This is a genomic window from Pseudomonas sp. Z2-11 (assembly GCF_054161305.1).
Map to the genome: position 1 here is coordinate 1876625 of NZ_CP096395.1, position 15385 is coordinate 1892009.

At 63.6% G+C, this 15385-nt stretch carries 10 protein-coding genes and 1 pseudogene; 3 read left to right on the forward strand and 8 right to left on the reverse strand.

From position 1 onward, the window contains the following. Window positions 1–35: 35 nt before the first annotated feature. From M1E16_RS08430 to pvdM, 4 genes are all read right to left on the reverse strand, one after another. A complete protein-coding gene (locus M1E16_RS08430) occupies window positions 36–1694 on the reverse strand; it encodes a cyclic peptide export ABC transporter (RefSeq protein ID WP_458129633.1) in 1659 nt (552 codons plus the stop codon). A gap of 324 nt (window positions 1695–2018) precedes the next feature. Continuing rightward, window positions 2019–2894 carry a formylglycine-generating enzyme family protein gene (locus M1E16_RS08435; RefSeq protein ID WP_458129634.1) on the reverse strand — a complete coding sequence of 292 codons (876 nt, stop codon included), beginning with the start codon at window positions 2892–2894 and terminating at the stop codon, window positions 2019–2021. Between the two features lie 20 nt (window positions 2895–2914). Next, window positions 2915–4195 carry a pyoverdine-tailoring periplasmic protein PvdN gene (pvdN, locus tag M1E16_RS08440; protein ID WP_458129635.1) on the reverse strand — a complete coding sequence of 427 codons (1281 nt, stop codon included), beginning with the start codon at window positions 4193–4195 and terminating at the stop codon, window positions 2915–2917. Then, on the reverse strand, window positions 4192–5562 hold the full coding sequence (pvdM, locus tag M1E16_RS08445; protein WP_458129636.1) for a pyoverdine-tailoring dipeptidase-like protein PvdM: 1371 nt from the start codon (window positions 5560–5562) through the stop codon (window positions 4192–4194). Before pvdM ends, pvdN begins: the two co-directional genes overlap by 4 nt. Window positions 5563–5892: 330 nt before the next feature. Here pvdM and pvdP point away from each other — a divergent pair, with 330 nt between their 5' ends. Next, window positions 5893–7509, forward strand: coding sequence for a pyoverdine maturation tyrosinase PvdP (pvdP, locus tag M1E16_RS08450; RefSeq protein ID WP_458129637.1), 1617 nt, complete (start codon window positions 5893–5895; stop codon window positions 7507–7509). A gap of 71 nt (window positions 7510–7580) precedes the next feature. On the opposite strand, the pseudogene M1E16_RS08455 reads toward pvdP, so the two are convergent. The 4 genes and pseudogenes from M1E16_RS08455 to M1E16_RS08470 all read right to left on the reverse strand — a co-directional run. Continuing rightward, window positions 7581–7787: pseudogene (locus tag M1E16_RS08455) on the reverse strand (DUF6124 family protein); the annotation flags it as partial. A gap of 587 nt (window positions 7788–8374) precedes the next feature. Beyond that, window positions 8375–9769: an efflux transporter outer membrane subunit gene (locus M1E16_RS08460; RefSeq protein WP_458129638.1), complete on the reverse strand. Its 1395-nt coding sequence runs from the start codon at window positions 9767–9769 to the stop codon at window positions 8375–8377. Window positions 9770–9779: 10 nt separating this feature from the next. Beyond that, window positions 9780–11750: a MacB family efflux pump subunit gene (locus M1E16_RS08465; RefSeq protein WP_458129639.1), complete on the reverse strand. Its 1971-nt coding sequence runs from the start codon at window positions 11748–11750 to the stop codon at window positions 9780–9782. Beyond that, window positions 11751–12899, reverse strand: coding sequence for an efflux RND transporter periplasmic adaptor subunit (locus tag M1E16_RS08470; protein ID WP_434695416.1), 1149 nt, complete (start codon window positions 12897–12899; stop codon window positions 11751–11753). Between the two features lie 466 nt (window positions 12900–13365). On the opposite strand from M1E16_RS08470, the gene M1E16_RS08475 reads away from it, so the two are divergent. Further along, on the forward strand, window positions 13366–13848 hold the full coding sequence (locus M1E16_RS08475; RefSeq protein WP_305495896.1) for a sigma-70 family RNA polymerase sigma factor: 483 nt from the start codon (window positions 13366–13368) through the stop codon (window positions 13846–13848). Between the two features lie 142 nt (window positions 13849–13990). After that, window positions 13991–15325 carry a lysine N(6)-hydroxylase/L-ornithine N(5)-oxygenase family protein gene (locus M1E16_RS08480; RefSeq protein WP_458129640.1) on the forward strand — a complete coding sequence of 445 codons (1335 nt, stop codon included), beginning with the start codon at window positions 13991–13993 and terminating at the stop codon, window positions 15323–15325. Window positions 15326–15385: the final 60 nt, after the last annotated feature.

The following is a 15385-nucleotide window of genomic DNA, read 5'->3' on the forward strand; positions in this document are numbered from 1 at the left end:
TGTTCTCGCGGTAGACAGCATTGCGTCGGGCAGGCTCAGGCGAAGGCTGCCGGGACCTTTTCAGTGACGACGTGACCGGCCTGCATCCGCACCAGCTGATCGGCGATGTCGAAGTAACGGTCGTCGTGGGAAATGACGATGATGGTCTTGCCCAGGGCCTTCAGCTCCGGCAGTAGCTCGGTGTAGAAGATCCGTCGGAACACCGGGTCCTGGTCGGCGGCCCATTCGTCGAAGACCAGCACCGGGCGTTCTTCCAGCCAGGCGTTGAGCAGGGCCAGGCGCTTGCGTTGGCCGGTGGACAGATCGGTGGTGCTGAAGACACCGTCGCGAATGCTGACCTTGTGGGCAATCTCCAGGCGCTCCAGGTAGCGATTGGCGGTCCCCGGCACTTGCTGGTCGCCTTGCACCAGTTCATCGAACAGGTAGTAGTCGGCAAAAATCGTGGTGAACAACTGGCGATAATCGTCACGCTGCGCAGCCAGCACCGGCTTGCCATCGAGCAGAATTTCACCGCCCTGGGGCGCATAGAGGCCCAGCAGCAATTTGATCAGCGTGGTCTTGCCCCCGCCGTTCTCGCCGACGATGAATACGATCTCGCCCTGGGCGATGGACAGGTTGACCGGTCCGAGGGCGAAGGCCTGGCTGCCGTCGACCGCCGGGAAGGCGTAGTGCACGTCACGCAATTCAAGCTGTTGGATCGTCGGCTTGGGCACGCTCTTATCATTGAGCAGCAGGTGTGGCTCCGGCGAGGAGAACTGCTCGGCCAACTCCGCAATGCGTTTGAATGCAATGTTGGCGCGGCTGATCACCGGCAAGGTCATCACCAGGTATTCCAGCGGCCCTTTCATATACAACAGCACCAGCACAAAACCGCTGAGCACCGCCTTGTCGATGCCCAGCCACAGCGATTGCAGGGCCAGGACCAGGCCGATGACCACAAAGAACAGCATCGAGCCGAAGGTCTTGGCGACCACGAAGGTGTTGACCGAGCGGATGTTGGTATCGCAGATCTGCTCGGCGGTGGCTTCGATGCGCTGGCTGAACATGCGTTGGCGACGAGGCCGATGGATACGCAGTTCCTTGGCGCCGGCGGCGATCGCGCTGTAGTGCTTTTGCAGGGCGTCTTCAGCCTCGCGGGCCGCTTCGAAACCGCGAATGCCACGGGCTCGCGCCACGTACTGGATGACCGTGCCGATCACCAATGCCACCAGCAGCAGCGCAAACATCGGCAATGACAGGTAGGCCAGGTAGGCCAGGCAACCGAGGGTGACGGTGAAAGCAATGGCCAATGGCGCAAAGGAAAAAGCGAAGTTGCTGACCATGTTGACGTCGTGGGTCAGTATCGGGATGAGCCGATGACTGCGAAAACGCTCGATCTGTTCGATCGGTGCCAGCAGGACTTTCTGGCCGAGGGATTTGCGCAGGCTGGCGATGATGTTCTGGCCGACATGGTTGGTGCCGATGTCCGACAGGATCGAGGTCAGCAGCGCCGCCGCGCAAAGCCCGGCGAAGGTCCCGAGCATGTGTGGCGAGGGTCCGGCATCGGCGTTCAGCGCGTCGTTGATGGTCGCCAGCAGGGCGGTGATGCTCAGGCCACCGAGCATGCCCAAGAGGATGGAGCCTACGACAATCAGCCGGAAGGGTTTGAGCAGGATGAACAGTTCACTGATCACCCCGCGTTGTGGTTGGCTCATGGAGGTTCCCTGCTAGATAAAAAGGGCGAAGGCCATCGGGGGCATTCACCGCATGGGCTGGAGGACGGCGGCACGCCGGTTGGGACGCGCCCACCTATGGAACGATTGGAGGGAAAGGGGATTTAACGAGGAACCACCTGACACACATATTGTGGCGAGGGGATTTATCCCCGCTGGGCTGCAAAGCAGCCCTAATGGAATCGCCGCGTTATCTCTGGCTGATCGGTGTTGCCTGCTTGGGGGCCGCTTCGCGACCCAGCGGGGATAAATCCCCTCGCCACAGAGCCACCATGTCCAAAGAGGTATTTGGGTGGGCAGGTTGAGCTACATATCCCGGGCGACCCGGAACCCCAGCCAATCGCCGCGGGCATCGGAGAACACCGCGTTGCGGTTGCCCGAACGGGAGAACACCGGTGCTTCGCCCCAGTCGTTGCCACGGATGCGCCGCACTTTGCAGTTGCCCGTCAGCGCTGCGCTGCCGTCGCCTGGAGCATTGAGGTAGTTTTCGTTGAAGCAATCGGCGGTCCATTCGTAGACGTTGCCGTGCATGTCGTATACGCCGAAGGCATTGGGCGCGAAGCTGCCGGCCGGCGCGGTGAAGTTGTAGCCATCGGCGGCGCCGTAGGTATTGGCGTGCTGGGCGATGCTGTAGTCCTTGCCTTCATCGAACGGGAAGGGAAACGGGCCATCGCTGCCGCCGCGCGCTGCGTATTCGCGCAGGGACTCGCTGACCAACCGATACGGCTTGCCGGTTTTTTTCGACAGCCACGCCACGTAGGCGCTGGCCTCGGCGAAATCCATGCACACCGCCGGGTGCCGGTCGGTGTATTGCTTGCGCGGATCGCTGCCCTGGTAATCCGGGATGCCGGCCTGGCACGCGCGGCCGGGGCGCTTGTCGCCGTCAGGCATCACGTAGCCGCTGTCGCGCAGGTAGGCGAACCACTCGCCTTTGAGCACCTGGAAGCGGCTGATTGCCACCGGCTTGTCGAACGTCACCGGGTGCATCGGCCCTTCGTCGGGCTCGCGGCCGACCTCGTTGTCCGGCGTGCCCATCTGGAAGGTGCCGGTGGGCAGCACGACCATCTCCGGGCAGTCCTTGCAGTCGCGAAATACCTGGCCCGGTTGCGAGGCCTGGGCATGGGAGGGCAACAGGGCGGTGAGGGCCAATGCCGGAAGCGTCTTCAATAAATATCGGTTCATCGATTGCTCTCGATCAGTCATCAGAGTGTTTTGCTCAACAGCGCCATGAAGCGGTCGATTTCGACTTCGGTGTTGAGCAGCCCCGGCGCGGTGCGGATCACCGGCCCGGCATCGCGGTGCACGGCGTCGGCGATGACGCGGTTTTGCATCAGGTAGGCAGCGATCTCATCGCTTTTGCGATTCTTGACCCGGAAGAAGGTGAAGCCGGCCGACAGCTCCGGGCTCGGTGGCGTGATCAGCTCGATCTGCGGCAGCGCCAGCAGTTGTTTCTTCAGGTAGCTGTTCAGCGCGTGAATGCGCGCCTGCACCTCGGCCTTGCCCAGTTGCAGATGCAGCTTGAAGGCCTCGTCCGCCGCCCAGCGATGCTCAAAGGCGTGGTAGCCGCCCGGGGTCATGGTGGTGGAAAACGCCGTCGCCTCGGAGAAGGTCGGGATGATCGGCGTGACGTACCTGACTTCTTCGCTGCGGCTGCACACCACGCCGGTGCCCCGGGGGCCGAACATCCATTTGTGGGTGCCGGCGATGAAGAAGTCGCAATTCATCTGCGGGAAATTCAGGTCTTCGACACCAAAACCGTGCACGCCGTCCACCACATACACGATCCGTTGCTCATCGCCGCGGCCCTGGTTGTGCTTGTCCACCAGGGCGCCGATCTTGCCGATCGGCAGCTTCACGCCGCTGCCCGAGTGCACCCAGGTCATGCCCAGTACGCGGGTCTCGGGGCGGATGTTGCGGTCGATGGCCGCGAGGATTTGCGCCTCGCTGGCGTCGCGGGCGTTTTCGAACAGCTTGATCTTGCGCACCCGGGTGCCGTCCCGTTGCTTGCGCAAGTCGAGGATGGTGTGGGTGGCGTAATGTTCATGGGCGGTGGTGAGGATTTCCTGGTCGGGCCGTACATGGACGCCGCCATAGATCATCGCCAGGCCTTCGGTGGTGCTGCCGGTCAGGGCGATCTGTTTCGGTGTCGCTTGCAGGTAGCGCCCGGCCCAGGTCCGCACGTTTTCCTCACGCTCTTCGGTGACGCCCAGGTCCCAGTCCATCAACAACCCCGGGTTTTTATCGAGGGCGGCGCGGTGGCGTTCGATGGCCTCGCGCACCGGACGCGGGTGAGTGGTGATGAGGAAATTGGAGAAATGCAGGTAGTCCGGGTCCTGGTTGAACAACGAGCGCAGTTGCGCCCATTTGTCCCGGGGCAGCGGCGACAATGGATCTGCAGCGGCGATGGACGGCAGGCTGGCGGCAAACGGCAGGCCGGCCGTCAGGATCCCGGCTTGCTTGAGAAAGGTACGGCGTTCGTTCATCGCTGGGCCGCCTTCTGCGTCGCGGCAATCGCTGGCTGGGCGGCTTTCTGCACCTGGTCCCAGACGCGCAGGAAGTTGCCGCCCCAGAGTTTGGCGATGTCGGCTTCGGAGTAGCCGCGCGTCAGCAGTTCGGCGGTCACGTTGCGGATGTCGCCGACATCTTCCCAGCCCTTTACGCCGCCGCCTTCGTTGAAGTCCGAGCTGATGCCGACGTGGTCGATACCGATCTTGCGCACGGCGTAGTCGATGGCATCGCCCAGGTCCTTGAGGCTGGCCTTGGGTTCCTCTTCGAGAATGGCGTAGAGCTGGCCGGCGTATTCGCCGAATCGCTGTTCCGGCCACGCGGCGATGATCGGATCGCCGGGCATCAGCGCCATCGCCAGGTTGGGCAGTGGCGGCAGGTCGAAGCGCTCGCGCAGGTCGTTGAGTTTGTCCTGGGTCTTTTGCGTCAGCGGCCGCAGGTACTGGGAGAAACCGACAATCTGCACCACGCCGCCGCTGGCCTTGATCAACTGCATTTCCTTGTCGCTGAGGTTGCGCGGTATGTCCACCATGGCCCGTGGCGCCGAGTGAGAAGCTACCAATGGGGTGCGGCTCAGTTGTGCGACTTGCTCCAGGGCCAGGGTCGACATTTGCGATACGTCAATGATCACGCCCAGGTCGTTCAGGCGTTTCACCGCTTGCTTGCCAATGTCCGAGAGGCCGCCAAGGGCGTCGGGCGAATCGTTGAAGAACGGCAGCGGTCGCGAAGAATCGGCCCAGTCGTTGTTGCCGATGTAGCTGAAGCCGAACATGCGCATGCCCCGCGCCGTCCATAGGTCCAGCAGGCTCAGGTCGTGGCCGAGGGGATAGGCATTGAGCATGCTGATGAAAATCGCGAACTTGCCTTCGCCGTGCAGGCGGCGAAAATCATCCGGGGTGTAGGCGAGGGCGACCTGGTTGGGGAAATCCCGGACCATGCCGGTGATGATCTTGTAGCGCACTTCCTGCTGGTTGCGCGCTTCCTCGACGAAGCCGGCGGTGGGCTTGTGCGGCGCGTTGGGGCCGTTCCACAGTTCGGGCCAGCCGAATATGGTCAGCGCGGCGCCGGAGAGGTGACCGCGATTGGCTTTCACCAGGTCGAACTGGCCGTTGCCGTCCTTGTCCGCTTCATTGCCGGCGGTGCCGAAATCCAGCGGCACGGTGATGTGACTGTCGAAGGACAACAGGCGCTCGTGCAACTCCCGGGCTTCTTTCATCACCTTGACCGGGTAGCCGGGATTGTCCCGCCACCAATGGTCCCAGGCCGCGAGCCCGCCACCGACGACCAGCGCCAGGGCCAGGGATACGCCGGTGAAAAGAGCCTTTTTCGAACGTGGTGTGGTCATTGCCGATCTCAGTCTGGTTCGCCTTGGAAGGACAGGCGCGGGGGCCTTTGCTATCTGGGGGGAACGAGTGGCCGGTGGGGAAATTTAGGCGCCCTTGAGGGCCCCTTCGCGAGCAAGCTCGCTCCCACATTGAAATGCAATCCACCTGTGGGAGCGAGCCTGCTCGCGAAGGCGGCCGTGAAACCTACCTATCTTCGGCGAATGTACCCAGACCCATTGTGGGAGCGAGCTTGCTCGCGATGAGGCCCTCACAGCTCGCTATAAATTTGTCCGCCCAGCCATCGTCCTAGCTTGGATAAAGCCCGTGCGAGGGCGAACACAGGTAAGGCAATGACGATTTCTCGACGATGGTTCATGGCAGGCCTGGCGCTGACCGGTGCCGCCGTGCCTGCGGTGTATTACGGGCACCGTGAACTGACCCGGCCGGACCCCACCATCACTCCCGGCGAGGCGTCGTTCGATGTGGCGGATGTGGCGGGCCAGCGCCGGGCCAACACGCTGCGGGGTATCTGGACGATCCGTTTCACCGGTCGCGATGCCGGTCTCGACGGTATGCCCGGCGACGACCTGCAAGTGTTTCTCGACATCGCCCACAAGGGCCGTGGCCTAGTGGGCTGCCTGGACACCGGCGAACGCCTGCGTGCCGGGGGCGAACCGCGTTATCGGGTCTTGGGCGACCTGGCCGGCAGCGACCCGAAGCAGTTGAGTTGGCGACTGATCGGCAGCGAACATGCCGCGCCGGATTACGAGTTCATCATGACCGTTGACGAAGTCTGGGCCGGTTTCGGCAATGCCGGCACCGCCACCCTCAGTGGCCGGGTGTTGCGCCTGGACCGCCCGCTGGCACAGCCGGAACTCGACAACCAGTTCATCGCCGTCAAGCAGCGCTTTCCCGAAGCCAGGGAGCGCATACCGCTGAGCCCGAAGCTCCTGGCCTGGCTGGTCTCGCCCGAGCACCGTCTGTTTCACCAGCTCTGGCACGCCTCGCGGGACAAATGGCACACCCTCGACGAAGACAAACGCAACGCCCTGCGCGGCCTTGGCTGGCAGCCCGGGCCGCGAGACAACGAGCGTGACGCCCGTGGGCCGCGCAAGGATCGCAACGGCTCGGGGGTGGATTTCTTTTTCATGCATCGGCACATGCTCGGCACGGCGCGTTCGTTCCAGCCGTTACCGTCGTGGCCGCGTTTCCCCTTGCCGCAACCGGAGCTGGAACGCGATCGCCTGGGCTTTGCCCGGTATTTCGATAACGTCGACGGCACGGCACTGCCGCCGACCTGGCTGGCCCGTGGCGACGAGCAGTACGCCCAATGGGTCAGCGACATCAAGACCGCCGAGACCTACCACAGCAATTTTCAGGTCTGGGAGTCGCGCTATCGCGATCCGCGCTACCTGTCGAAGCTGACCTTGGGCCAGTTCGGTTCCGAGGTAGAACTGGGCCTGCACGACTGGCTGCACATGCGCTGGGCCTCGGTGCCCAGGGACCCGTCCAACGGTCATCCGGTGCCGTTCGCCCGCGATCAGGCGGACTTCGCCCTGCGCTGGTTCGAACCGGAGAACGATTTTCTGGGCGATCCGTTTTCGTCTCACGTGAGCCCGGTATTCTGGGCCTTCCACGGCTGGATCGACGATCGCCTCGAAGACTGGTTCCGCGCCCACGAGCGTTTCCATCCGGGCGAAGTCAGCCGGCTGCAAGTCAACGGCGTGCCCTGGTTCGCCCCGGGCCGCTGGGTGGAAATCGCCGACCCCTGGCTGGGCCCGGACACCCATGGTTGCAGTACCACGCCGGGGCTGCAGGTCGGCCGCTCGGTGGAAATGGACCCGGAAACCATGAAACTGGCGCTGCGCATCACCTTTGGCAGTGATGACGACAAACTCTCCAGACTGTTGCGCCGCGTGCCGCAACGGCCGTGGTACGCGCGTAATCTGAAGTCCAAGCCGGTTTGACTTACGCGACAGCTGCTTTTGTGGCGAGGGAGCAAGCTCCCTCGCCACGGGTTTCACTTGGCTTGAGGTGGCTAGCGCGGCGCGGCAATGTCCAGGGCGCGGTTTGCCAGGAGCTCACCGAGCTCGATCATCTGCTGGATCCCCAACGCCAAATGCCGTCGCGAGCCTTCCAGGGCGAAGGCAAGGTCGCTGGCCATCGCGTTCGCCGAGGCGAGGGTTTCGCTGAGGTTGGCGAGCAGGCATTCGATGTCGGCGTCTGGTGCGACGGTGAATAACGGGCTGGGGGATTCTTCGGGGGGATTGGGGGTGGCTTTGAACATTGTGCAGCTCCTGATTATGAACAAGGCGCTGCCAGAACATCACTTGCAGATGATGGGTGGCAGCTATGCGCGGGTCTGCAAGACCGGGAAACCAGGAACCCGGCAGACCCGAAGGTCTCCCGCACACAGCCGCCATTGAGCGACACGGATATGTCGATTGGCTTGTGGCAATGCCTGGTATTTCGCCGGGCTTGCAGACCCGATCACTGATGGGCAGTGACGAGGTACAAGTTATCGACAGAGTGGCAGGCGCACAAGCCGGCGGATTCTGGCGTAGTTGTAGGCAATGACGCAAGGCAACGTAGCCTCGCTCGGACGTCTTACATGGCCGGATAAACAGAACCAAAGCCGAACACTATTATTGGCGAACAGAGGTTCCTATGTGGCGAGGGGATTTATCCCCGCTGGGTTGCGAAGCAGCCCCATTAGCGGTACCTCGGTGCGTCAGATGTGTCGAGTGAGCTGGTTTTGGGGTTGCTGCGCAACCCAGCGGGGATAAATCCCCTCGCCACAAATTTCACCAGGGTTGGACGTGTGCTCGAGGCCTACATCACCCGCCAACCCCCACCCAGCGCCTTGTACAACGCCACGCTCGCCTGCACTCGTGCCAGGCGCAATTGCACGTTCATGTCCTGGGCGGCGTACAGCGTGCGTTGGGTTTCGAGTACGGTGAGCAAGTCTTCGGCGCCGGCCTGGTAGCGGCTCTGGGCGATGTCGAAAGCGGTTTGCGCCTGGTGCAGTTCTTCGCTCTGCCATTGTCGCTGCTGGTCCAGGCCCTGGATGCCGTTCAGGGCTTTTTCGACGTCGGCGAAACCGTTGATGATCGCGGCGCGGTAGGTTTCCAGCAGTTCTTCCTGGCGCGCGGTGGCCCTGTCCCGTTCGGCCCGCAGGCGACCGTTGTTGAAGATCGGCGCGGCCAGGCCGGCGCTGAGGTTGTAGACGTTGTTGCGCAACAACTGGTCGGCGATGTCGGCGCCGGTGGCCAGGCTCAGGCCCAGGGTGACCGAGGGCAGCAGGGCGGCGCGGGCCACGCTGATGTCGGCCTGGGCGGCGGCGAGGCGTGCTTCGGCGGCGGCGATGTCGGGGCGACGGCGCAGCAGGTCACTGGGTACGCCCGCGTCGATGGCGGGCCAGTGCAAGGCGTCGAAGGTTTCATCGTCGAGCTTGAGCGACTGCACCGGTTGGCCCAACAATGCCGCCAGGGTGATCAACGCCTCCCGCGCCTGTTGTTGCACCTGGGGCAACCGGCGCTGTTGCGTCGCCACCAGGCTTTTTTGCTGGGACAGTTCCAGCGCCGTGGCGCTGCCGGCATCGTAGCGGGTCTGCACCAGGTCGAGCACGTTTTGCGCGTTGGCCAGGTTCAGTTCGGCGATGCGCTGTTGTTCGCGCAGCGACAAGGCCTGGGTGTAGCTGTTGGCGACAGCGCTGAGCAGGGTCAGCTCAACGGTCGCCCGGTCGAACCGGCTGGCCGACAACGAACTCAACGCACTGTCCCGCGCCGCCCGCTTGCCGCCCCAGAAATCCACTTCATAACTGGCGCTGAGGTGGGCATCGTAGTAGTCGATGGTGCGGTTGTTCCGATCCACGTCCAACTGGCTGTAGCCCTCGCCCCGCAGCAGCTCCTGGCGATTGCCGTTGAGCCCGGCGCTGATTTCCGGCAGCAACGGTGCGCCGGCAATCACCGCGCTGGCCTGGGCCTGGCGAACCCGGGCCATGGCGGCCGCGAGGTCGAAGCTGCCTTGGCGCGCCTGTTCGATCAAACGATCGAGTTGCCGGCTGCCGAACTGCTTCCACCATTGTTGGTTATCGACACGCGCATTGGGCGTATCGACAGTTTGCCAGGCCTGCGGCGGCTCGATGCCGCTGTCGGGTGTCGACAAAGGTGTGCCGCAGGCCGCCAGCAGCAGGCTGGCGGCCAGGAGGGTCAGGTGCGCTTTCATAGAGAAGGATTCATTCACTGGTAAGGGCCGCGACCGGGTCGAGGCGAGCGGCCTTGCGGGCCGGCATGAAACCGAAGACGACGCCGGTGACCAGCGCACAACCGAAGGCGCCGAACACCGCCAGCCATTCGAACGCCACGGCGATTTTGCCCAGCAGCAACGCGCCGCCCACCAGCAGGGCCAGGCCGATGCCGGCCAATCCACCGACCACCGAGAGCATCACCGCTTCGGTCAGGAACTGGCGCAGAATGTCGCGCTGGCGGGCGCCGGTGGCCATGCGGATGCCGATTTCCCGGGTCCGCTCGCGCACTGTCATGAGCATGATATTCATCACGCCGATGCCGCCCACCAGCAGCGAAATCGCCGCAATGGCCCCGAGCATCAACGACAGCGTGCCCTGGGTGCGGGCCTCGGCCTGGATCATCGCGGCGTTGTTGGTCAGCTCGAAATCCTGCTTGCCGTTGTGCAGTCGCAGCAAGGTACGGGAAACGGCCTGCTCGGCCTCCTTGACCTTGGCCGCGTCGCGAGCGGCGATCACCACGTATTCAGGATGACGGCTGCCAAACAGACGCACGCTGGCGGCGGAGTAGGGCACGGCGATGCGGTTGTCGGCGTCCGAATCCCCCGAGCTGGCGCCTTTTTCGGCGAGTACGCCGACCACCTGGAATGGCACATTTTCGATCAGGATGTAGCGGCCGATGGGATCGGCGACGTCCTTAAGCAGCTTCTGCCGGACCTTGTGGCCGATCACCGCCACCGCCGCCGCGCTGCGCTCATCGGTGTCACTGAAGTAGCTGCCCTGGGCCACCGGCCAGTTGAAGATGGTCGGGAAATTCGTGTCGTTGCCGCCCACGTAGCTGGTGTGGTCGAGGTTGCCGAAACGCACGTTGGCGTTGTTGCCGTTGACCGGCATGATGCGCTGCACTTCGGGCAGGGCGGCGAGGGCGGCGATGTCCTGTTCGCTGATGATGCCCTTGGCGGCGCGCGGGTTGGGCGCGGTGCCGTTTAGGTAGATGATGTTGGAGCCGAAGGCGCCCATCTGGGCCATGACCTGGCGCTTGCTGCCTTCGCCCACCGCCAGCATTACCACCACTGAGGCCACGCCGATGACGATGCCGAGCAAGGTCAGGGCGGTGCGAAAACGGTTGATCCACATCACTCGCCAAGCGGCCTGGACGGCGTCCACCAGTTCGCCTTTCCAGGCGCCGTTGTGCTCGCTGCCGGCGCTCAGGCGCTGGCGCAGATCCACCGCCTGCAACGCCTTGGGGTTGGCTTGTGGTGCGCTGGCTGTGGTGGTGGCGCTGTCGCTGATGATCCGCCCATCGCGGATTTCGATGATGCGTTTGGCCCGGGCCGCCACTTCGCGGTCGTGGGTGATCAGGATCACTACGTGACCCTGGCTCGCCAGTTCGTCGAGCAGCGCCATGACTTCGATGCCGCTCTGGCTGTCGAGGGCGCCGGTGGGTTCGTCGGCAAGAATGATGTGCCCGCCGTTCATCAAGGCCCGGGCAATCGACACTCGCTGTTGCTGCCCGCCGGACAGCTGGTGGGGACGATTGCCGGTGCGGCTCGCCAGGCCCAGGCGTTCGAGCAGGGCGCTGGCCCGGGCATGACGCTCGGCGGTCGAGGTGCCGGCATAGATGGCCGGCATCTCGACGTTTTCCTGGGCCGTGCCGGACGGGATCAGGTGGTAGCCCTGGAACACGAACCCGAACGCCTCCCGGCGCAGCCAGGCCAGTTCGTCGCTGCCCAGTCGGGCGACGTTCTCACCGGCAAAGCGGTACTCGCCGCTGGTGGGACGGTCGAGGCAGCCGAGGATGTTCATCAGCGTCGATTTGCCGGAGCCGGACGCCCCGACGATCGCCAAAAACTCCCCAGCGTGAATCGACAGGTCGATACTCCGCAGCACTTCCACCCGTGGGCTGTCGCCACCGCCGTAGGCCTTGCGAATGTCCCGCAGTTCGATCAGGGGCGTACTCATTCAGCCTCCGCTGCCGCTGGCCGGGCCGATCAGCACACGATCGCCTTCGCTCAGGCCGTCGAGGATCTGCGTGCGCAAGCGGTCGCTGACGCCGGTGCGAACGGTCCTTGGCTGGATGTCGCCATTGTCGGCCAGCACCCGCACCTGGCTTGCGTCCTGCAACGCGGCGATGGGCACGGTCAACACGTCCTTGGCCTGGGCAGCGACGAAAAATACCTGGGCGGTCATGTCGGTCATCAGGGCGCGGTCGGCGTTGTCCACGTCCAGCAGCACGGTGTAGAGCACCACCCGTTCGCTGCCGCTGCGGCCACCGGAGGGACTGCCGCCCTGGCTGGCTTCCAGCGGACGCGGCGGCACCGGCAGGATCTGTCGCACGGTGCTGCTCCAGCGTCGGTTACCGCCGGCCAGGGTGGTGAAGTAGGCGGTCATGCCAGGTTTGACGTGGCCGATGTCGGCTTCCGAGACTTCGGCCCAGACCGTCATCGGTGACAGCCGGGCGATGCGCAGGATCAGCGGGGTTTGCTGCTGGGCGTTGAGGGTCTGGCCTTCCCGGGCGCCGACGGCAACCACGGTGCCGTTCATCGGCGCATAGATCCGGGTATAGCCCAATTCGGCCTCGTCGCTGCGCAGATTGGCCTGGGCCTGGCGGATCTGCGCCTGGAACATGTCGATGCGCGCCTGGGTCGCCCGCACCTCGGCCTGCGCCGTCTGCACATCCTCTTCGCGAGTAGCTCCGCCGGCCTTGAGCTGTTGTTGACGGCGGAATTTCTGTTGCGCCAGGTCGTGCTGGGCGCGTTGTTCCTGGAGTTGGGCCTTGAGGTTTTCGATGGAAAAACGTCCGGCGTCGAGCCGGGCTTTCTGCGTGGACGGGTCGATTTCCACCAGCAACTGGCCTTCGCGAACCTCGTCGCCGGCCTCGACATGGATCCTCTGGATCTGCCCGGAGGCCTGGGCGCCGACGTCTACATAACGCCGCGGTTGCAAGGTGCCGAGGGCGGTGACGCTGTTTTCGATATCGCCACGGGTGACGGCCGCTGTGGCGACGGTGCCGTGGTCCGGCGTAACCGCTTGCCACGCGGCGAAGGCCACGGCCGGTAGCAGGGCAAAAGTCAGGAGCCAGGCGGGGCGGGTGAGGCGGGGACGTTTCATGCAGGGTTCCGGCCGGTGATATCGGGTCCGTCGCAAGAGCAGCAGGGACGGGGGGCTGTTCTGGTAAACGAGCGTTCCGGGCGGGAATTTAGCGGGTGAAATACTGGGTAACAGTTGAAACGACACCCACCCGATAGCAGGTGAGGGGATTTATCTGTGGCGAGGGGATTTATCCCCGCTGGACTGCGAAGCAGTCCTCTTAACTTGCACCTCGGTCTGTCAGATGTTTTGAGTGAGCTGGTTTGGGGCTGCTTCGCAGCCCAGCGGGGATAAATCCCCTCGCCACGAAAGCAACACCTGGCGCCACTGGAACTGAACGATTCGGCCTTGATACAAACCAACGCTTTAAATCTATATGAGAATTACTATAAATTACGCGATTGAGCCTGCCACTATCCTGCCATGCCTTTTTCAGGCATGCCGAGTGGCACAGGGATAGCTGTCGCAGTCGCTGCGCACGGGAGTCATGTTGGAAAACTACTATCGCGAACTGGTGTGTTTCCTCAACGCCAGGCTAGGCAACCGCCAGGCGGCCGAAGATGTGGTGCATGACGCCTACGTGCGGGTGCTGGAGCGTGCCAGCGATACCCCCATCGAGCAGCCCCGGGCGTTCCTTTATCGCACCGCGCTGAACCTGGTAATCGACGGGCATCGGCGCAATACCCTGCGCCAGGTCGAGTCCCTCGATGTGCTCGACAGCGAAGAACGGTTTTTCACCCCATCGCCCCATACCAGCCTGGACCACGGCCAGCGCCTGGACATGCTGCAACGGGCCCTGGCCGAGTTGCCGCCGCTGTGCCGCGAGAGTTTCCTGCTGCGCAAGCTCGAAGGCCTGTCTCACTCGCAGATCGCCGGGCGCCTGGGTATTTCCAGGGCGCTGGTGGAGAAACACATCGTCAATGCCATGAAGCATTGTCGTATCCGCGTACGGCAGTGGGACGCGTCCTGATTCACCCTCGCTGATTCTCGGTGGTAAATTTTCCTTCATTGTCCTCGTTCCTCTCAACAGACGACTGACGGCCTAGTGCGGGCCGCTCAAGTCACCCAGGCTTTCGCGCCCTGTTGAGGGGCTTCTCCAGAGGACACTGGACATGACACAGGCAATTGCAGCGCCCACCGTTCACGATTTGATCGGCATCGGCTTCGGCCCTTCGAACCTGGCGCTGGCCATCGCGCTACAGGAACGTGGCCCGGTCCAGGGCGAACTGGATGTGTTGTTCCTCGACAAACAGGCCGACTACCGCTGGCACGGCAATACCCTGGTGACCCAGAGCGAATTGCAGATTTCCTTCCTCAAGGATCTGGTGACCCTGCGCAACCCGACCAGCCCGTACTCGTTCGTCAATTACCTCAAGCACCATGGCCGCCTGGTGGATTTCATCAACCTCGGCACCTTCTACCCGTGTCGCATGGAGTACAACGACTACCTGCGCTGGGTGGCGGCGCAGTTCGCCGGCCAGAGCCGCTACGGCGAAGAGGTGCTGCGCATCGAGCCGGTGCTGCACAACCATCAGGTTGAAGCGCTGCGGGTGATTTCCCGCAACGGACGGGGCGAGGAGTGTGTGCGCACCACGCGTTCGGTGGTGGTCAGCGCTGGCGGCACGCCGCGCATTCCCGAGGCGTTCAAAGGGTTCAGGGAAGATGCGCGGGTGTTCCATCACTCGCAGTATCTGGAGCGCATGGCAACCCAACCGTGCGTGAGCGGCCAACCAATGAAAATCGCGATCATCGGCGGCGGCCAGAGCGCAGCCGAAGCCTTCATCGACCTCAACGACAGCTTCCCATCGGCACAGGTCGACATGATCCTGCGTGGCTCGGCCCTCAAGCCGGCCGACGACAGCCCGTTCGTCAACGAAGTGTTTTCGCCGGAGTTCACCGACCTGGTGTTCCAGCAACCCCACAGCGAGCGCGAGCGGCTGGTCAACGAATACCACAACACCAATTATTCGGTGGTCGACATCGACCTCATCGAACGCATCTATGGGATTTTCTATCGCCAGAAAGTCTCGGGCATCGCCCGCCATGCGTTCCGTACCCTGACCACGATCGAAAAAGCCACGGCCACGGAGAATGGCGTGGAGTTGGCCATGCGCAACAACGCCACCGGCGAGCTGACCAACCGGCGCTATGACGCGGTGGTGCTCGCCACCGGCTACGAGCGCCAGATGCACCGCACCTTGCTGGAGCCGCTGGCGCAATACCTCGGCGATTTCGAGGTGGATCGCAACTACAAACTGATCACCGATGAGCGCTGCAAGGCCGCCATCTACATGCAGGGCTTTTGTCAGGCCAGCCATGGTTTGAGCGACACCTTGCTGTCGATCCTGCCGGTGCGCGCCGACGAAATCGCCGGCTCGCTCTATGAGCACGGCAAGGAACGCGGCCTGGGCCAATCGGTACGGGAGCGATTGCTGGTCACGGCATAAGGTCTGCCGGCAGGCGGCGATCCCGGGCTGCGCTTGGGCGCAATGCCACGGATCACCGTC